14 protein-coding genes are annotated in these 15,550 nt (G+C 71.9%); 8 read left to right on the forward strand and 6 right to left on the reverse strand.

Annotated elements, in window-relative coordinates; translation table 11 throughout:
* Positions 1-101: 101 nt before the first annotated feature.
* On the forward strand, positions 102-1,235 hold the full coding sequence (locus LG278_RS12350; protein WP_404387247.1) for a P1 family peptidase: 1,134 nt from the start codon (positions 102-104) through the stop codon (positions 1,233-1,235).
* A gap of 39 nt (positions 1,236-1,274) precedes the next feature.
* Here the strand turns inward: LG278_RS12350 and LG278_RS12355 are convergent, their stop codons facing one another.
* Both LG278_RS12355 and gcvT read right to left on the reverse strand, forming a co-directional pair.
* Positions 1,275-1,760: a hypothetical protein gene (locus LG278_RS12355; RefSeq protein WP_404387248.1), complete on the reverse strand. Its 486-nt coding sequence runs from the start codon at positions 1,758-1,760 to the stop codon at positions 1,275-1,277.
* Positions 1,761-1,838: 78 nt separating this feature from the next.
* Entirely contained in the window at positions 1,839-2,954 is a 1,116-nt protein-coding gene (gene gcvT, locus LG278_RS12360) for a glycine cleavage system aminomethyltransferase GcvT (RefSeq protein WP_404387250.1), read from the reverse strand.
* 168 nt (positions 2,955-3,122) lie between these two features.
* Between gcvT and LG278_RS12365 the strand changes: the two genes are divergently transcribed.
* On the forward strand, positions 3,123-4,601 hold the full coding sequence (locus LG278_RS12365) for a leucyl aminopeptidase (RefSeq protein WP_404387252.1): 1,479 nt from the start codon (positions 3,123-3,125) through the stop codon (positions 4,599-4,601).
* A gap of 166 nt (positions 4,602-4,767) precedes the next feature.
* On the opposite strand, the gene LG278_RS12370 is transcribed toward LG278_RS12365, so the two are convergent.
* Together LG278_RS12370 and LG278_RS12375 are read right to left on the reverse strand one after the other, a co-directional pair.
* A complete protein-coding gene (locus tag LG278_RS12370; RefSeq protein ID WP_404387254.1) occupies positions 4,768-5,028 on the reverse strand; it encodes a DUF5302 domain-containing protein in 261 nt (86 codons plus the stop codon).
* 93 nt (positions 5,029-5,121) lie between these two features.
* The gene (locus tag LG278_RS12375) at positions 5,122-5,469 is read right to left on the reverse strand and encodes a hypothetical protein (protein ID WP_404387255.1); all 348 of its coding nucleotides are present in this window, start codon (positions 5,467-5,469) and stop codon (positions 5,122-5,124) included.
* A 153-nt stretch (positions 5,470-5,622) separates the two neighbouring features.
* Between LG278_RS12375 and lpdA the strand changes: the two genes are divergently transcribed.
* From lpdA to LG278_RS12390, 3 genes are read left to right on the forward strand one after another with little or no spacing between them, the layout of a single operon-like run.
* Entirely contained in the window at positions 5,623-7,002 is a 1,380-nt protein-coding gene (gene lpdA, locus LG278_RS12380) for a dihydrolipoyl dehydrogenase (protein WP_404387257.1), read from the forward strand.
* A 31-nt stretch (positions 7,003-7,033) separates the two neighbouring features.
* Entirely contained in the window at positions 7,034-8,896 is a 1,863-nt protein-coding gene (gene sucB / locus LG278_RS12385; RefSeq protein WP_404387259.1) for a 2-oxoglutarate dehydrogenase, E2 component, dihydrolipoamide succinyltransferase, read from the forward strand.
* Positions 8,897-8,924: 28 nt separating this feature from the next.
* Entirely contained in the window at positions 8,925-9,830 is a 906-nt protein-coding gene (locus tag LG278_RS12390) for a TIGR01777 family oxidoreductase (RefSeq protein WP_404387261.1), read from the forward strand.
* Here the strand turns inward: LG278_RS12390 and LG278_RS12395 are convergent.
* Together LG278_RS12395 and LG278_RS12400 are read right to left on the reverse strand one after the other, a co-directional pair.
* Positions 9,811-11,457 carry a protein kinase gene (locus tag LG278_RS12395; protein WP_404387263.1) on the reverse strand — a complete coding sequence of 549 codons (1,647 nt, stop codon included), beginning with the start codon at positions 11,455-11,457 and terminating at the stop codon, positions 9,811-9,813. The genes LG278_RS12390 and LG278_RS12395 overlap by 20 nt on opposite strands.
* Before the next feature lie 62 nt (positions 11,458-11,519).
* Entirely contained in the window at positions 11,520-12,677 is a 1,158-nt protein-coding gene (locus LG278_RS12400; RefSeq protein WP_404387265.1) for a Gfo/Idh/MocA family protein, read from the reverse strand.
* Here LG278_RS12400 and lipB point away from each other — a divergent pair.
* The 3 genes from lipB to LG278_RS12415 all read left to right on the forward strand — a co-directional run bounded on the left by lipB (position 12,676) and on the right by LG278_RS12415 (position 15,478).
* A complete protein-coding gene (lipB, locus tag LG278_RS12405) occupies positions 12,676-13,341 on the forward strand; it encodes a lipoyl(octanoyl) transferase LipB (protein WP_404387267.1) in 666 nt (221 codons plus the stop codon). The genes LG278_RS12400 and lipB overlap by 2 nt on opposite strands.
* An 80-nt stretch (positions 13,342-13,421) precedes the next feature.
* Positions 13,422-14,402 (forward strand): ABC transporter ATP-binding protein, encoded by a 981-nt coding sequence (locus LG278_RS12410; protein ID WP_404387268.1) that lies wholly within the window; start codon positions 13,422-13,424, stop codon positions 14,400-14,402.
* Positions 14,399-15,478 carry a hypothetical protein gene (locus LG278_RS12415; protein ID WP_404387270.1) on the forward strand — a complete coding sequence of 360 codons (1,080 nt, stop codon included), beginning with the start codon at positions 14,399-14,401 and terminating at the stop codon, positions 15,476-15,478. Before LG278_RS12410 ends, LG278_RS12415 begins: the two co-directional genes overlap by 4 nt.
* Positions 15,479-15,550 lie beyond the last annotated feature (72 nt).

Genomic DNA, 15,550 nt, shown 5'->3' on the forward strand with positions numbered 1-15,550 from the left:
TCCTGATCGACGCGACCGGACCCGGGTCGACAACTGCCCGAGGACACGCCAGATCGTAGCCGCAGGCCGACACCCGCCAGCGGGTGGATGAGGAGGGACCCGTGCGAGCGAGCGACGTCGGCATCGAGATCGGCACCGGTCACGCCGGGCCCCACAACGCGATCACCGACGTCGAGGGCGTCCGGGTCGGCTACAGCACCATCGTGCACGGCGAGGGCGAGATGCTCGTGGGCCAAGGCCCGGTGCGCACCGGCGTCACGGTCGTGCTCCCCCACGGCGGGCGTCCGTCGACCGAACCCGTCTTCGCCGGCTACCACCGCCTCAACGGTTTCGGTGAGCTGACCGGCCTCGAGTGGCTGCACGAGTCGGGCATGCTCTCGAGCCCGATCGCCCTGACCAACACCGACAGCGTCGGTGTCGTGCGTGACACGCTCATCCGCCGCGAGACCCGGGTGCCGGGCCGGATGCCGATCATGCTGCCCGTCGTCGGCGAGACGTGGGACGGCATCCTCAACGACATCAGCGGGCAGCACGTCACCGCGGAGCACGTGCACGCCGCGCACGACGATGCCCGGAGCGGGCCGATCGCCGAGGGCAACGTCGGCGGGGGCACCGGCACCCAGTGCTACGGCTTCAAGGGCGGCACCGGCACCGCGTCGCGGGTCGTCGAGCTCGGCCACCGTCGCTTCACCGTCGGCGTGCTCGTGCAGGCCAACCACGGCGACCGCAAGCACTTCGAGGTCAATGGCGTGCCGATCGGGCACGTGCTGACCAAGAAGGACGTGCCCTTCCCGCGGATGTCCGAGATCACCCGAGTGCCACCGCCGGGCACCGGCTCGGTGCTCGCCGTCGTCGCGACCGACGCTCCCCTGCTCCCCCACCAGCTCAACCGGCTGGCCCAGCGGGCGGGTCTCGGCATCGCGAAGTTCGGGGCCCGCGGCGACAACTACTCGGGCGACCTCATGATCGCGTTCTCGACCGCCGCCCACGGCATGCCCGACCAGGGGCCGGGGGCGCGCACCGAGGTCGGCCTGCAGGTCGAGATGCTGGCGCTCGAGTACTTCGACACCCTCTTCGGCGCCGTCATCGAGGCCACCGCCGAGGCGATCCTCAACGCGATGCTCCAGGCCGAGACGATGACCGGGCGTGACGGGCTCACCATCCACGCCCTCGACGGTGAGCGCCTCGCTGGCATCCTCGACCGCTTCGGCCGCCGCCGCTTCTCGCTGCGCTGAGCCGCCGGCCGGAGATCGACCGGGGACCCTCCGCCGACCTCAGGCCAGCGCCGCCTCGACCTTGGCGATCGCCGCCTGCTCGTTGCCCGAGGTGTCGTCGGCCGCGGCAGCGGCGTCGCGACAGCTCTGCACCACCATCGCCCGGTAGCCGTCGACGAGGTCGGGAGCCTTGGCGCGCAGCAGTGCCACGGCCTCACCGAGCAGGGCCAGCGTGCGGGCCTCGACCTCCTCGGGCGTGCCCTTGGGCAGCTCGGGGAAGCCTCCCTTGCCGACGAGCGCCGCGATCTGCGGGGGTGAGCCCGCGATCGCCTTCGACGCGGCGAACGACTCCTTGAGGCTGTCGAACATGCCCTTCTCCGCGCGAGACACCATCGCGCCCGCCAGCATCGCGGCGGAGCGCAACGTGCCGTGGTCGTCGTCGGTGAACGCGTCGACCGGCGGCGGCGTCGCGTCGCTGGGCTGGTCTGCAGGGGTCTGGGTCATCGTCGGCTCCTCGCCGTCGGGGGCAGGACGGAGGTCGTCCACCCCCGATCCTGCCCCCTCACGGCCCCGGTATGCCGGGTGGCACGTCGCCGATCTCGGGGACCCGCCGTCGTGGTCGGCTCAGGCCTCGCGGACCTGCACCTGCACGAACGGCGGCTTCACGACGGTGGCCTCGACGCCTCGACCGCGCACGTCGATCGACACGGTCTCGCCGTCGGCGACGCCAGGAGCCAGCAGTGCCAAGGCGATTCCCTGCTTGAGGGTCGGGGAGAAGGTGCCCGAGGTGACCTCGCCGACGGTCTCGCCGTCGCGGGTCACGGCGCAGTGCGCCCGCGGGATGCCGCGACCGGTCACGAGCAGACCGCGCATGAGGCGGGTCGGCGCGGCCTTCTCGGCCTCGAGGGCGGCCTTGCCCCAGAAGGCGTCCTTCTTCCAGCCGACCGCCCAGCCGGCCCGCGCCTGCACGGGCGAGATGTCGAGCGACAGGTCCTGCCCGTGGAGCGGGTAGCCCATCTCGGTGCGCAACGTGTCACGCGCGCCCAGGCCACACGGCATACCTCCGAAGGGCTCGACCGCGGCCACGAGGGCGTCCCACAGCGGAAGGGCGTCGTCCCACCGCGGCACGAGCTCGTAGCCGCGCTCACCGGTGTAGCCGGTGCGGCACACGATGACCGGGCGCCCCTGCCAGTCGGCCTCGACGAAGGACATGTAGTCGTGCCCCGTCGGCAGGCCGAGGCTCTCGAGCACCTCGTCGCTCTTCGTGCCCTGCACGGCGATGACGCCGTGGTCGCGGTGCAGGTTGGTCACCGTGATGCCCTCGGGAGCGGCCTCCGCGAGGCGCCGCACCACCTCGGTGGTGTTGGCGGCGTTGGGGATGAGGAAGACCTCGTCGTCGGACTTGAGGTAGGCGATGAGGTCGTCGACGACACCGCCGGACTCGTCGCAGCACAGGGTGTACTGCGCCGACCCAGGCTGGATGCGCCGCAGGTCGTTGGTCAGGCAGGCGTTGACGAAGTCGGCGGCGCCCGGCCCGGTGACCGACGCCTTGCCGAGGTGGCTGACGTCGAAGATGCCGACGCGCTCGCGCACCGCGGTGTGCTCGGCGACGACACCACCGCCGGGGTACTCGATCGGCATGTCCCAGCCGCCGAAGTCGGCCATCTTGGCGCCGAGGGCGACGTGGCGGTCGTGCAGGGGTGAGTGGAGCGGGGAGGACCCCGACGTCGCTGTCGTCATGGTCGTCAACCTACCGTTCCACAATGCGGCGAGCGGGTCCGGTTACGATCGACGGCGCACGTCCGTCGTGCTGCAGCGCTGTGGGCCCTCGGGCCCGGCTGTCGCCCGACGGCCCCACCCGCGCGAGCACTGACGCCGCCGCGACGCCCGCTGACAAGGAGCACCTCTGTGACCACCCTGACTCTCTCCTCCCGCTCCTCCGGGGACGTCGCGGTCGACGCCCTCGTCGTCGCCGTCGTCTCGGGCGACAAGGGCGCGTCGCTCGCGCCCGGCCACGGCCTGCCCCGCCGCACCGTGACCCACCTCGGCTCCGTCATCGGCGACCTCGAGCTGGCAGGCAAGGTCGGCGAGGTCACGACGCTGGCCGCCGTGCCCGACATCAAGGCCAAGGTCGTCGTGCTCGTGGGCGTCGGCGGCCTGGGCACGGGCACCCCTGACGCCGAGGCGCTCGAGGACGTGCGCAAGGGCGTCGGCACCGCCGTGCGCGGTCTCGCCAAGAAGAAGAAGGTCGCCGTCGTCGTGCCGGGCACGTCGGCAGAGCTCGTCGCCGCCGTCGCCGAGGGCGCCAGCCTCGGGGCGTATGCCGTGTCGAAGGCGGGCACGACGAGCACCGACGCCGTCGAGTCCGTCTCGATCATCGGCCCCGCCGACGCCGCGTCGCGCAAGGCCGTCAAGCGCGCCGCCGCCCTCGGCGAGGCCGTGGCCTACACGCGCGACCTCGTCAACCTGCCGCCCAACCTGCTCTACCCCGAGAGCTTCGTCGACTCGCTCGCGGCTCGGATCAAGGGCAGCAAGGTCAAGCTCAAGTCCTACGACATGAAGGCGCTGCGCGCCGGCGGCTTCGGCGGCACCGTCGGTGTCGGCCAGGGGTCGGCCAACGAGCCGCGCATCGCCGTGCTCACCTACTCCCCGGCTCGGCCCAAGGCGACCCTCGCCTTCGTCGGCAAGGGCATCACCTTCGACTCGGGCGGCCTCTGCATCAAGCCGGCCGCCGGCATGCTGACGATGAAGTGCGACATGGCCGGAGCCGCTGCGGTGGCCGGCGCGGTGCTCGCCATCGCCGAGCTCGGCCTGCCCATCGCGGTCACCGGCTACCTCGGTCTGGCCGAGAACATGCCGAGCTCCACCGCCCAGCGCCCGAGCGACGTCGTCACGATGCGCGGCGGCAAGACCGTCGAGGTGCTCAACACCGACGCCGAGGGCCGCATGGTGCTCGGTGACTGCATCGCGCTGGCGTCGGAGACCTCGCCCGACGCGATCGTCGACGTGGCGACCCTGACCGGCGCCCAGGTCGTGGCGCTCGCCAACACCGCTGCCGTCATGGGCAACGACGACGCCTTCCGCACGCGCGTGCTCGACGCCGCCGAGGCGGTCGGCGAGGCGATGTGGCCGATGCCCCTGCCCAAGGAGCTGCGTCCCGTGCTCGAGTCGATCAACGCCGACATGGCGCACAAGGGCGGCGCCGAGGGCGGCATGCTGACGGCGGGCATCTTCCTCAGCGAGTTCGTCGGCGAGGGCATCCCGTGGAGCCACCTCGACATCGCGGGTCCGGCCTTCAACGACAAGGGCGCCACGGGCTACTGGCCCAAGGGCGGCACCGGCTTCGGCGTGCGCACCCTCGTCGGTCTCGCCGAGTCCTACGTCTGACCCACCCACCCCGTCGAAAGGCCACTCCCGGTCGGGTGGGGAACGTCGAAAGGCCACGCCTGGTCGGGTGGGGAACGTGGAAAGGCCAGAACGCACGACGCGTTCTGGCCTTTCGACGTATTGGTGGGCGCAAGTTCGCCGCCCACTGCTTCGGGAGGCGGGCGACTCAGCCGCCGGACTTGCGCCGGAACATCTGCTGCGCCTTGGCGGGTCCGTGGGCCCCGTGCACCTTGGAGCGGTCGTGGTCGTCGGAGACGTCCTTGCCGCCGTGCGCGTGCTTCTTGTCGAGGGCGGCGCGGAACTTCGCCTTCATGTCCTCACTCGGGCCGGTCGTGGCTCCCGCTGCGGCTGACTCCGAGCCTGTCTGCGCGGCTGTCTGCGGGGAGCCCTTCTCCTGCGCCGATGTGTCCCCATCCTTCGTGGACATCGAGTACCTCCTTCTCGTTGGTGCCGAATCCGGCGTGGACGGAACGCTTTTCACTGTGTCAGCCACCCGGCATACATGCCAGTCTTTTTGGGGTCAGGCGTCACCGCGCCGCTTGCGCTTGCTCCACTCACGCATGCGGTTGGGGTAGCCGGTCTGGTTGACGTCGTAGACGGGGATGCCGAGCTTGCGGCTCACCTCGAAGGCCTCCTTGGGCGACGGCACGGCGCGCCGGGTCCACTCGCCGTCCCAGGCGATCAGCACGATCGTCGTCTTCGTGACACTCGTCGCGGGCTCGACGTACGCCTCGACACCCCGCTTGGTCGCGACGAAGGTCTGCAGGTGGGTCTCGACCTCCTTGCGGTCGATCTCCATCCCGGGCCCGTCGGAGCGCCCCGGGAACTTCACGGTCTTCCGGGTGCCCCGGCGCGAGAACCAGCCCATGGCGGCACTGTACGTGCTCCGCCCGTGATGACGACGCGTCCGCGCGGCGGCGTGCCCTGCTTGTGACGTGCCCGGCGATCAATGACAAGATGCTCTTGCAGTCCACCCCCATGCCCCGCACAGCGCCACGAGCCTCACAAGGAGCACCTACGCATGTCGGCTGACGCCGCAGACGACTACGACGTCGTCATCCTCGGTGGAGGGTCAGGCGGCTATGCCTGCGCCCTGCGTTCGGCGGAGTTGGGCCTGTCGGTGGCCCTCGTCGAGAAGGCCAAGCTCGGCGGCACGTGCCTGCACGTCGGGTGCATCCCGACCAAGGCCCTGCTGCACGCGGCCGAGGTCGCCGACGTCGCTCGCGAGGGCGAGCGCTTCGGGGTGCGCACGACGCTCGAGTCGGTCGACATGAGCGGCGTCAACGCCTACAAGGACGGCGTCGTCGGGCGACTCCACAAGGGTCTGCAGGGCCTGGTCAACGCGGCCTCGATCGACTACGTCGAGGGTGCCGGGCGGCTCGACGGTGCGCACACCGTCGTCGTCGGCGACCGCCGCCTCACCGGCACCCACGTCGTGCTCGCGACCGGCAGCTATGCCAAGTCGCTGCCCGGGCTCGAGATCGGCGGTCGCATCATGACGAGCGAGCAGGCACTCTCGCTCGATCACGTGCCGGGCCGTGTCGTCGTGCTCGGTGGCGGGGTCATCGGCGTCGAGTTCGCTTCCGTCTTCAGGAGCTTCGGCTCCGAGGTCACCATCGTCGAGGCGCTGCCGCGGCTCGTCGCAGCCGAGGACGAGGCGCTCAGCAAGCAGCTCGAGCGCGCGTTCCGCAAGCGCAAGATCGCCCTCAAGACCGGCGTCCGCTTCGCGGGTGCCAGCCAGGCCGGCGACGTCGTCACCGTCTCGCTCGAGTCGGGCGAGACGATCGAGGCAGACCTGCTGCTCGTCGCCGTCGGACGTGGCCCGGTCACCGACGGCCTCGGCTACGAGGAGGCCGGTGTCACCCTCGAGCGTGGCTTCGTGCCCACCGACAACCGCCTGCGCACCAACGTCGAGGGCGTCTATGCCGTCGGCGACATCGTGCCCGGCCTCCAGCTCGCGCACCGGGGCTTCGCGCAGGGCATCTTCGTCGCGGAGCAGATCGCCGGCCTGTCGCCGGCACCCATCGTCGAGTCGGGCATCCCGCGGGTCACCTACTGCGACCCCGAGATCGCCAGTGTGGGGCTCACCGAGGCGCAGGCCCGCGAGCAGTACGGCGACGTCGAGACCTACGAATACAACCTCGGCGGCAACGGCAAGTCGCAGATCCTCGGCACGCAGGGCTTCGTCAAGCTCGTGCGTGCGAAGGATGGACCCATCGTCGGCGTGCACATGATCGGCGCGAGGATGGGCGAGCAGATCGGCGAGGCCCAGCTCATCGTCAACTGGGAGGCACACCCGGAGGACGTCGCTGGTCTCGTCCATGCGCACCCCACACAGAACGAGGCACTCGGCGAGGCACACTTGGCCTTGGCGGGTAAGCCCCTGCACGCACACGCTTGAGCCAGTAACTCGGAAGAGGAGAGAACACGTCATGTCAGAACGCGTGACCATGCCGGCCCTGGGTGAGTCAGTCACCGAGGGGACCGTCACCCGCTGGCTGAAGAACGTCGGTGACAAGGTCGAGGTCGACGAGCCGCTGCTCGAGGTCTCGACCGACAAGGTCGACACCGAGATCCCCTCTCCCGTCGCCGGGACCCTGCAGGAGATCCTCGCGCAGGAGGACGACACCGTGCCCGTGGGCGCCGACCTCGCCGTCATCGGCGATGGGGACGCGCCGGCCGCGCAGCCCTCCGAGCCCGAGGCAGAGCCCGAGCAGGCCGCCGAGCCCGAGCAGGCCGCCGCGCCGGCCCCCGAGGCGCCGAGCACCGAGCAGGAGCCGCAGCCGACCACGAGCGAGCCGGAGGCCGAGCAGGCCCAGAAGCCGCAGCCCGCGTCGTCCGGCAGCGAGGGTGGGGGCGGCCAGACCGTCACGATGCCCGCGCTGGGCGAGTCGGTCACGGAGGGCACCGTTACGCGCTGGCTCAAGGCCGAGGGCGACGACGTCGAGGTCGACGAGCCGCTGCTCGAGGTCTCCACCGACAAGGTCGACACCGAGATCCCGTCGCCCGTCGCCGGCAAGCTGACCAAGATCCTCGTCCAGGAGGACGAGACGGTGCCGGTCGGCGGCGACCTCGCCGTGATCGGCGGCAGCGCCGCCCCGGAGCAGCCCGAGCCCGAAGCCCCGCAGGCCGAGGCTCCCCAGGCTGAGGAGCCCAAGGCCGAGAAGCCTGCCGAGGAGCCGGAGGCGAAGCCCTCTCAGGAGGCCGAGCCTGCGGAGGAGGCCAAGGCTGCCGAGCCCGCCGGTCCCCCGGCCGACGCGCCGCGTCCTCCGGCCCAGCAGTCGCCCGAGGCCCCTGAGCCCGCCCAGCCCGCCGCGTCCGGCGAGGCTCCGGCCGCGCCCAGCGACGACGCTGCTGCCTACGTGACCCCGCTCGTGCGCAAGCTCGCGACGCAGCACGGCGTCGACCTGGGCTCGATCACGGGCACCGGCGTCGGCGGCCGCATCCGCAAGCAGGACGTGCTCGATGCGGCCGAGGCCGCCAAGGCAGCAGCGGCAGCCCCGGCTCCCGAGCCGGCCGCCCCTGCCGCCGCAGCCAGCGCTCCGGCTCCGTCGGCCCCCGCTGCCGGTGCGCCCACCACCGTCTCGCCGAAGCGTGGCACCCGCGAGAAGATGACCCGTCTGCGCAAGGTGATCGCCACGCGCATGGTCGAGTCCCTGCAGGTCTCGGCCCAGCTGACGACCGTCGTCGAGGTCGACCTGACGAAGGTCGCCCGCCTGCGCGCCAAGGTCAAGAGCGACTTCGAGTCCCGCGAGGGCACGAAGCTCAGCTTCCTGCCGTTCCTCGCCCTCGCGGCCACCGAGGCGCTCAAGGCGCACCCGATGGTCAACGCGAGCGTCGAGGCTGACGAGATCGTCTACCACGGCACCGAGAACCTCGCGATCGCGGTCGACACGGAGAAGGGTCTGCTCGTCCCCGTCGTCAAGAACGCCGGCGACCTCAACATCGCCGGTCTCGCCCGTGCGATCGCCGACCTCGCCGACCGCACGCGCAACAACAAGATCGCTCCCGACGACCTGGCCGGTGGCACGTTCACCATCACCAACACCGGCAGCCGCGGCGCGCTCTTCGACACGCCGATCATCAACCAGCCGCAGGTCGCCATCCTCGGCACCGGGGCCATCGTCAAGCGGCCCGTCGTCGTCACCGACGCCGACGGCGGTGAGACCATCGCGATCCGCTCGATGATGTATCTCGCGCTGTCTTACGACCACCGCATCGTCGATGGCGCCGACGCCGCGCGCTTCCTCGGCACGATGAAGGCACGCCTCGAGGAAGGACGCTTCGAGGCATGATCCATCACCCCCACATAGGGTGAGACACATGGTCAAGCGCGTCGCTGTCACCGGCTCTTCCGGACTGATCGGCGGCGCGCTTCGCCGTCACCTCACTCAGCGTGGAGACACGGTCCTGCGCGTCGTGCGCCGGGAGCCGCAGGGGCCTGACGAGCTGCAGTGGGATCCGTCCCGCGGCGAGCTCGACGCGGCGGCACTGGTCGACGTCGACGCCGTCGTCAACCTCGCAGGGGTCGGCATCGGCGACAAGCGGTGGGACGCCGAGCACAAGCGCGAGGTCGAGCGCAGTCGCACCGACGCCACCGGCACCGTGGCTCAAGCGCTCGTGCAGGTCAAGGAGCTGACCGGGCGGTCGATCCGCCTGGTCAACGCCTCTGCCGTCGGCTACTACGGCGACCGCGGTGACGAGGTGCTCACCGAGCAGAGCCCTCCCGGGCAGGACTTCCTCGCGGGTGTCGTCACCCGGTGGGAGGAAGCGACCCAGCCCGCCGTCGACGCGGGGCTCTCCGTCGCCTGCGCACGCACGGGACTCGTCATGTCGCCCGACGGCGGCGCCTTCTCGCCGCTGCTGCTGCTCGGCAAGCTCGGTCTCGGCGGCCCGATGGGCACTGGCCGCGAGTGGTGGCCGTGGATCACGCTCGTCGACGAGGTCGCCGCCCTCACGCACCTCATCGACCACGACGAGGTCGTCGGTCCGGTCAACCTCGTCGCCCCGACCCCCGCGCGTCAGAAGGACATCGCCCGCGAGCTCGGCCGGGCCCTGCACCGCCCTGCCTTCGTGCCCGCACCACGCTTCGCCCTGCGGATCGTCGTCGGCGAGTTCGCCGACTCGATCATCGCGAGCCAGCGACTAGAGCCGCAGGTCCTCACCGAGAGCGGCTTCGGCTTCGAGCACGCCGACCTGACGAGTGCGGTCAGGTGGCTGGTGCGCTGATCGCGACGATGCGCCACCCCTGCGCGCCCCGCTGCAGCGTGAAGTCGAGCACCTCCCCCGTCGCGGCAGGCTGCTCCATGCGCAGGCCGCGGCCCACGACGGTGTAGGCAGTCCAGTCCACTCGCGCCCGCACCACCGACTGCGTGGTCGTGGCCGACACGGGAGCAGCCTGGGCCACCTCGAGTGCGAGCCCCTCCCAGCGCACGCCCTCGGCGCGCAGCCGCTCGATGACGGCGACATCGGCCGCCCAGGCAGGTGACGACGGCTCGTTGACCCGTGCGAGCCGTGCCGGATCCGTGGCCACGAGGGCCTCCGCCCGCCGGTCGCTGAGCGCCTGGACCACCTGCAGCGGGGAGGTGCTCGGCGCATCTGCCCGGCCCAGCAACGCGTCGGCATCGGTCGATCGTGTGGGCGTGGGGGTGACGCCTGCCGCCGGCGGGGCACCGGCCGCGACGGCCGTGTCGGCCACCGTCGGCGTCTGCGCCGCCGTCGCCGTCACCGGTGCCCGGGTCACCGCTGCTGACCGCTGGGCCGACTCGGGTGGCTCGCCGGGTGCTGCTGCCGAGCGTGCGACAACCGTGCCGACGCCGATGACGACGGCGAGGATCACGGCCACCCCGGCGACCATCGCCGTCGTGAGGCTGGGCCGCCGTCGGCTTGCCGACGAACCGAAGGGCCACAGCGCGAGCCATCCGGGGCGCCACCTCAGCCGCCACCCCACGGCCCCCCGCCAGCGCTCCCGTCCGGTGCGACCCTGCTGCGCCGGCACCGCGCCCTCCTCTCGGGCTTCGGCTCTGATCCGGTGGGTCAGCGCCGAGGCCTCGTCGGCGCCGACAACCACCTCGACCGCCTCGGCCGGGGCCGTCTCGTAGAAGAGGCGCGCCAACCCCGCCGACGGCGGGCGGCGTGATGGGTCGGGGTCGATGCAGGCTCCGATCACCTCGGCGAAGTCGCCGCCGACGTGGCTGCGGATGACCTCGGGGTCGAGCCGAAACATCGTGTCGGGAGCACCGTTGCCGGTGAGGCAGAACCAGGCGAGCGCCCCGAGCGAGAAGACGTCGCTCGCCTCGGTCGGCGCGAACCCCTGGCGCACCTCGGGGGCGACGAAGCCCGGGGTGCCGAAGACCGGGGCGTCGGCCGGGCTCCCGGCCAGACGGGCCGCTCCGAGATCGAGCAGCAGCGGCCTGCCCGCCGCCGTGACCATGACGTTGGCGGGCGAGATGTCGCCGTGGAGGCCACCTGCTCCGTGCAGCGCGGCGACGGCCTCGCACAGCGGCGTCACCACCGTGACGACCTCACCCGATCGCAGGTGGCCGCGGGCGTGCACGGTCTCGCGCAGGGTCGAGCCCGTCACGAGGTCGAAGACGAGGGCGACCCGGTCGTCGGGCATCGCCACGACGTCGCGCAGGGCGACGAGGTGCTCGTGCCGCACCGCCATGAGCACGTGCTGCTCGGTGCGCGTCGCCTGCTCGTCGGCGAGCCAGCCCACCTCGTGCGGCACCTTGATCGCGACCGCTGCTCCCATGGCGTCACGGCCCTGCCACACCGTGCTCGAGGCGCCGCGACCGAGCACGCTCTCGACCCGGTGGCCGGGCACCTGGGGGCGGGGCGGGAGTCTGTCGCTCACCCCCTCATCGTCACAGCGCCGTCGCCGGCCCCGTTGGCGTCATCCACAGGCACCCGGCGACGTCAGCGGTCCCGCTCGGCCCGCGGCGTCGTCACCGGGACGACGCTGCCCTCGGCGGCGCTGACGCGAGCCGCGTCGATGACTGCGAGCACGTGCACGGCGTCGCGGGGGTCGACGGGCATCGCGGCCTGCGGGTCGTCGGCGGCCAGGGCCGCTGCCACCGCGCGATAGAAGTCGGCCTCGTCGGCGTCGGTCACGACCGGACCGGGCTCCCGCTCGTCGCCGCGCACGATCCAGCCGACGGCGTCGCCCTCGTTGAAGAACTCCGTGAAGGAGCTGACGTCGTCGAACTGCTTGCCGATGACGTAGGCGCCGCTCGATCCGTTGACGCGGGCCCGGGGCCCGGGAGCTCCGTTGACCGAGCTCGACCACACGTGGCTGAGCACGCCCGACTCGTGCCGCAGCGCAAGGAAGGTGTCGTCCTCGGCCACCGTCGTGCGCGCGTCGACCTCGGCATACACCGTCGCGACGCGGCCGTGCAGGATGACCGCCTGGTCGACGAGGTGCGTGTGCAGGTCGAGGAGCAGGCCGCCGCCCTGCTCAGCGGTGACCCTCTCGCGCCAGCGCTGCTTGGGCACGGGTCGCCAACGGTCCCAACGGTATTCGGCGCGCCAGATCTCGCCGATGAGCCCTTCGTCCCGCACGCGGATCAGCGCCGGCAGCTCGGGGTCGAAGCGCCGGTTGTTGAAGACGGTGAGCGGCACCCCGGCGTGGTGGGCGAGCTCCACGACCTCGAGCGCCAGCGCTGCGGTGGTCGCGAGCGGCTTGTCGACGACGAGCGGCAGACCCGCGGCGATGACGGCCTCGGCCTGCTCCCGATGCACCCCGCTCGGCGAGGCGAGCACGACGACGTCGACGCCGCCGCCCGCGAGCAGCGCGTCGAGGTCGGGCACGACCGTCGCCGCACGGTGGTCCTCCCCCACCTGCGCGACCCGCTCGGGGTTGCTCGTGACGACGACGGCCACCTCGAGACCGGCCCGCTCGATGAGCGGCGCGTGGATGCCCCGCCCCGCGGAGCCGTAGCCCACGAGGCCGACGCGGACGGGGGGACGGGGCTGTGACGGCTCGGACGGCATACCGACCTTCCTAGGGGCCGTATGCCGTCCGGCGCAACCCAGCCCACCGGCTGGGTCCCGCTGCACGACGTAGGCTGACGCCATGCGTTTCGTGCACCTCGGGCTCGACCCCGACTTCGTCGACTACGAGCAGGCGTGGCAGGCCCAGCGCGACATGCACGCCAAGGTCGTCAGCGGCGAGGAGCCCGACACCGTCTTCCTGCTCGAGCACGCCGCGGTCTACACGGCCGGCAAGCGCACCGAGCCCCAGGAGCGGCCGACCGACGGCACGCCCGTCGTCGACGTCGACCGTGGCGGCAAGATCACCTGGCACGGCCCCGGCCAGATCACCGGCTACCCGATCGTGCGGCTGCCGGCGCCGATCGACGTCGTCGGCTACGTGCGCCACCTCGAGGAGATGATGATCCGCGTGTGCGCCGACTTCGGCGTCGAGGCGGGTCGCGTGGCCGGCGAGAGCGGCACGTGGATCGCCGAGGACGACCGCGGTCCGCGCCGCAAGATCGGCGCGATCGGCATCCGCGTCAGCCGGCAGGTCGCGATGCACGGCTTCGCCCTCAACTGCGACCCCGACCTCTCGTGGGGTGAGGTCATCATCCCGTGCGGCATCGTCGGAGCTGGTGTCACGTCCCTGTCGTTCGAGCTCGGGCGCGACGTGCCGGTCACCGAGGTGCTCCCCCACGTCGAGAAGCACCTGAGCGACATCATTCCCACGCTGGCGCCCAACCGCCGCGTCCTCGAGCAGGCCTGACCCACCAGCGCGTCCCCCTGCGTCGCGGGTCGCCCAGGTCCTAGGGTGTCCACCACCAACCGGCCGCACCAGGGGGATCGATGGACGTCGCCGTCCGCACTGTCAACCTTCGCAAGACCTACCTCGGGCGAGGCTCGCGACGCGTGGCCGTCAGCGGCCTGACGATGAGCGTGCCGCACGGCGGCGTGCACGGCTTCCTCGGGCCCAACGGCTCGGGCAAGACGACGACGATCCGCATGCTGCTCGGGCTCATCCGAGCCGACTCCGGCACGGCCGAGGTCTTCGGGGAGGAGGTGCCGCGTCGACTCCCCCAGGTCATCGACCGGGTCGGCGCCATCGTCGAGTCGCCGAAGTTCTTCCCGGCCTTCACGGCCCGCCAGAACCTTGTGCTCCTCGCGGGCGCCATCGGCAGCCCGCGCGCCCGCATCGACGAGGTGCTCGAGGCGACCCACCTGCGTGACCGCGGACGCGACCGGTATGCCGGCTTCTCCCTCGGCATGAAGCAGCGCCTCGCGATCGCCGCGACCCTGCTCAAGGACCCCGACCTGCTCATCTTCGACGAGCCCACCAACGGGCTCGACCCTGCCGGCATCCGCGAGGTGCGCGACACCATGAGATCGCTGGGGGCACAAGGCAAGACCGTCCTCGTCAGCTCCCACATCCTGGCGGAGGTCGAGCAGGTCGCCGACACCGTCTCCATCATCGGGCACGGCTCGCTGCTCGCCGAGGGCAACGTGCGCGACATCCTCGGCGGCTCCGGCGTCTCGCAGGTGCGCGTCGGGGTGGCCTCGCCCGACCGAGCCCAGCAGGTGCTGCAGTCCGACGGCTTCAGCCTCACCCGCGACGGTCAGCACCTGCTCGTCGGCACCGACGACCCGTCGGCGGTGACGCGGGCCCTGGCTGGCCACGGCCTCTACGTCTCCGAGCTGGTGCCGGTGCGACCGGACCTCGAGTCGGCCTTCCTGGCCCTGACCGCGGACCAGGGACTCGGCAGCGATGCCGACCGGGTGGCGGGCGGCGGCACCGGCGGCACCGGCGGCACGGCCGGAGGCGCGTCATGAGCGGCAGCCTGGTGTCTCCGGACGCCCGCCCGCTGGCGGAGCGCCGACCGCGGGGCACCTCCTTCCCTGGGCTCGTGGGCGTCGAGCTGCGCCGCCTGTGGTGGCGCCGGCTCACCAAGGGGGTGCTGCTCGGCGTCCTCGCCGTGCTCGCCCTGGCGTCGTTCTCGATCTACCAGGACACCGCGCCGGAGAACCTCGCCGAGCGAGCCGAGCAGTACAACCTCATGGTCGAGCAGATGCGACGTGACCAGGCGAGCATGACGCCCGAGCAGCGCGCCGAGCAGATCGCCTCGTGCAAGCGCGACCAGGCGAGCGTCGCCGCAGAGTCCGGCGACGTCACCGACTTCGGCTGCGACCAGATGTTCGCCATCCCGAGCCCGTCCGACTTCGGGCTCACCAGCACCTCCAACGACGCGATCGTGCGCAGCATCGTCGTTCAGGGGGTCTACGTCTTCGGCTTCCTCGCCTTCATCCTGGGCGCGAGCTTCGTTTCGGCCGAGTTTGCCACCGGGTCGATGGGGACGTGGCTGACCTTCCAGCCCCGCCGGCTCCGAGTCGCCTCCGCAAAGCTCTGCGCCGCGGCCCTGGGTGGCCTCGCGGTCGGCCTCGTCGCCGTGGTCCTCGGACTGTTGAGCGCGGCGATGATCTCCACGGTCAACCGTCCCGGTGTCGACCTGCCGCTCGTCCAGACGACGGCCACGGGCTCCCTCTGGCAGGAGCTCGCCCGCGCCGTCGTGGCGATCACGCTCGGCGGTCTGGGAGGCGCCGTCATCGGCTTCCTCCTGCGCTCGACGGCCGGGGTCATCGGCGCCGTGCTGGGCTGGGTCGTCGTCGTTGAGGGGCTCGTGGGATCGACCCTCGCCGGCGGGCGTCTCCAGCCGTGGCTCGTGCGGACCAACCTCGACGCCTTCGTCAACGACGGCACCTTCTACACGGCCACCACCTGCGGCACCGGCGGGTGCCAGACGGCTCCGGTGGCCCTGTCCTTCACACACGGCTGGATCTACCTCCTCGTCGTCACAACGGCAGGCGTGGTCGCCGCACTCCTCCTCTTCCGTCGCCGCGACGTGACCTGAGGGCCGGCTGTCGATCCGGTCCCGGCTCGTTCGTCGTACCTGCGAGCCGGAACGGCCGGCGACCACACACGA

The organism is Humibacillus xanthopallidus (assembly GCF_044793955.1).
Lineage (GTDB): Bacteria > Actinomycetota > Actinomycetes > Actinomycetales > Dermatophilaceae > Humibacillus > Humibacillus xanthopallidus_C.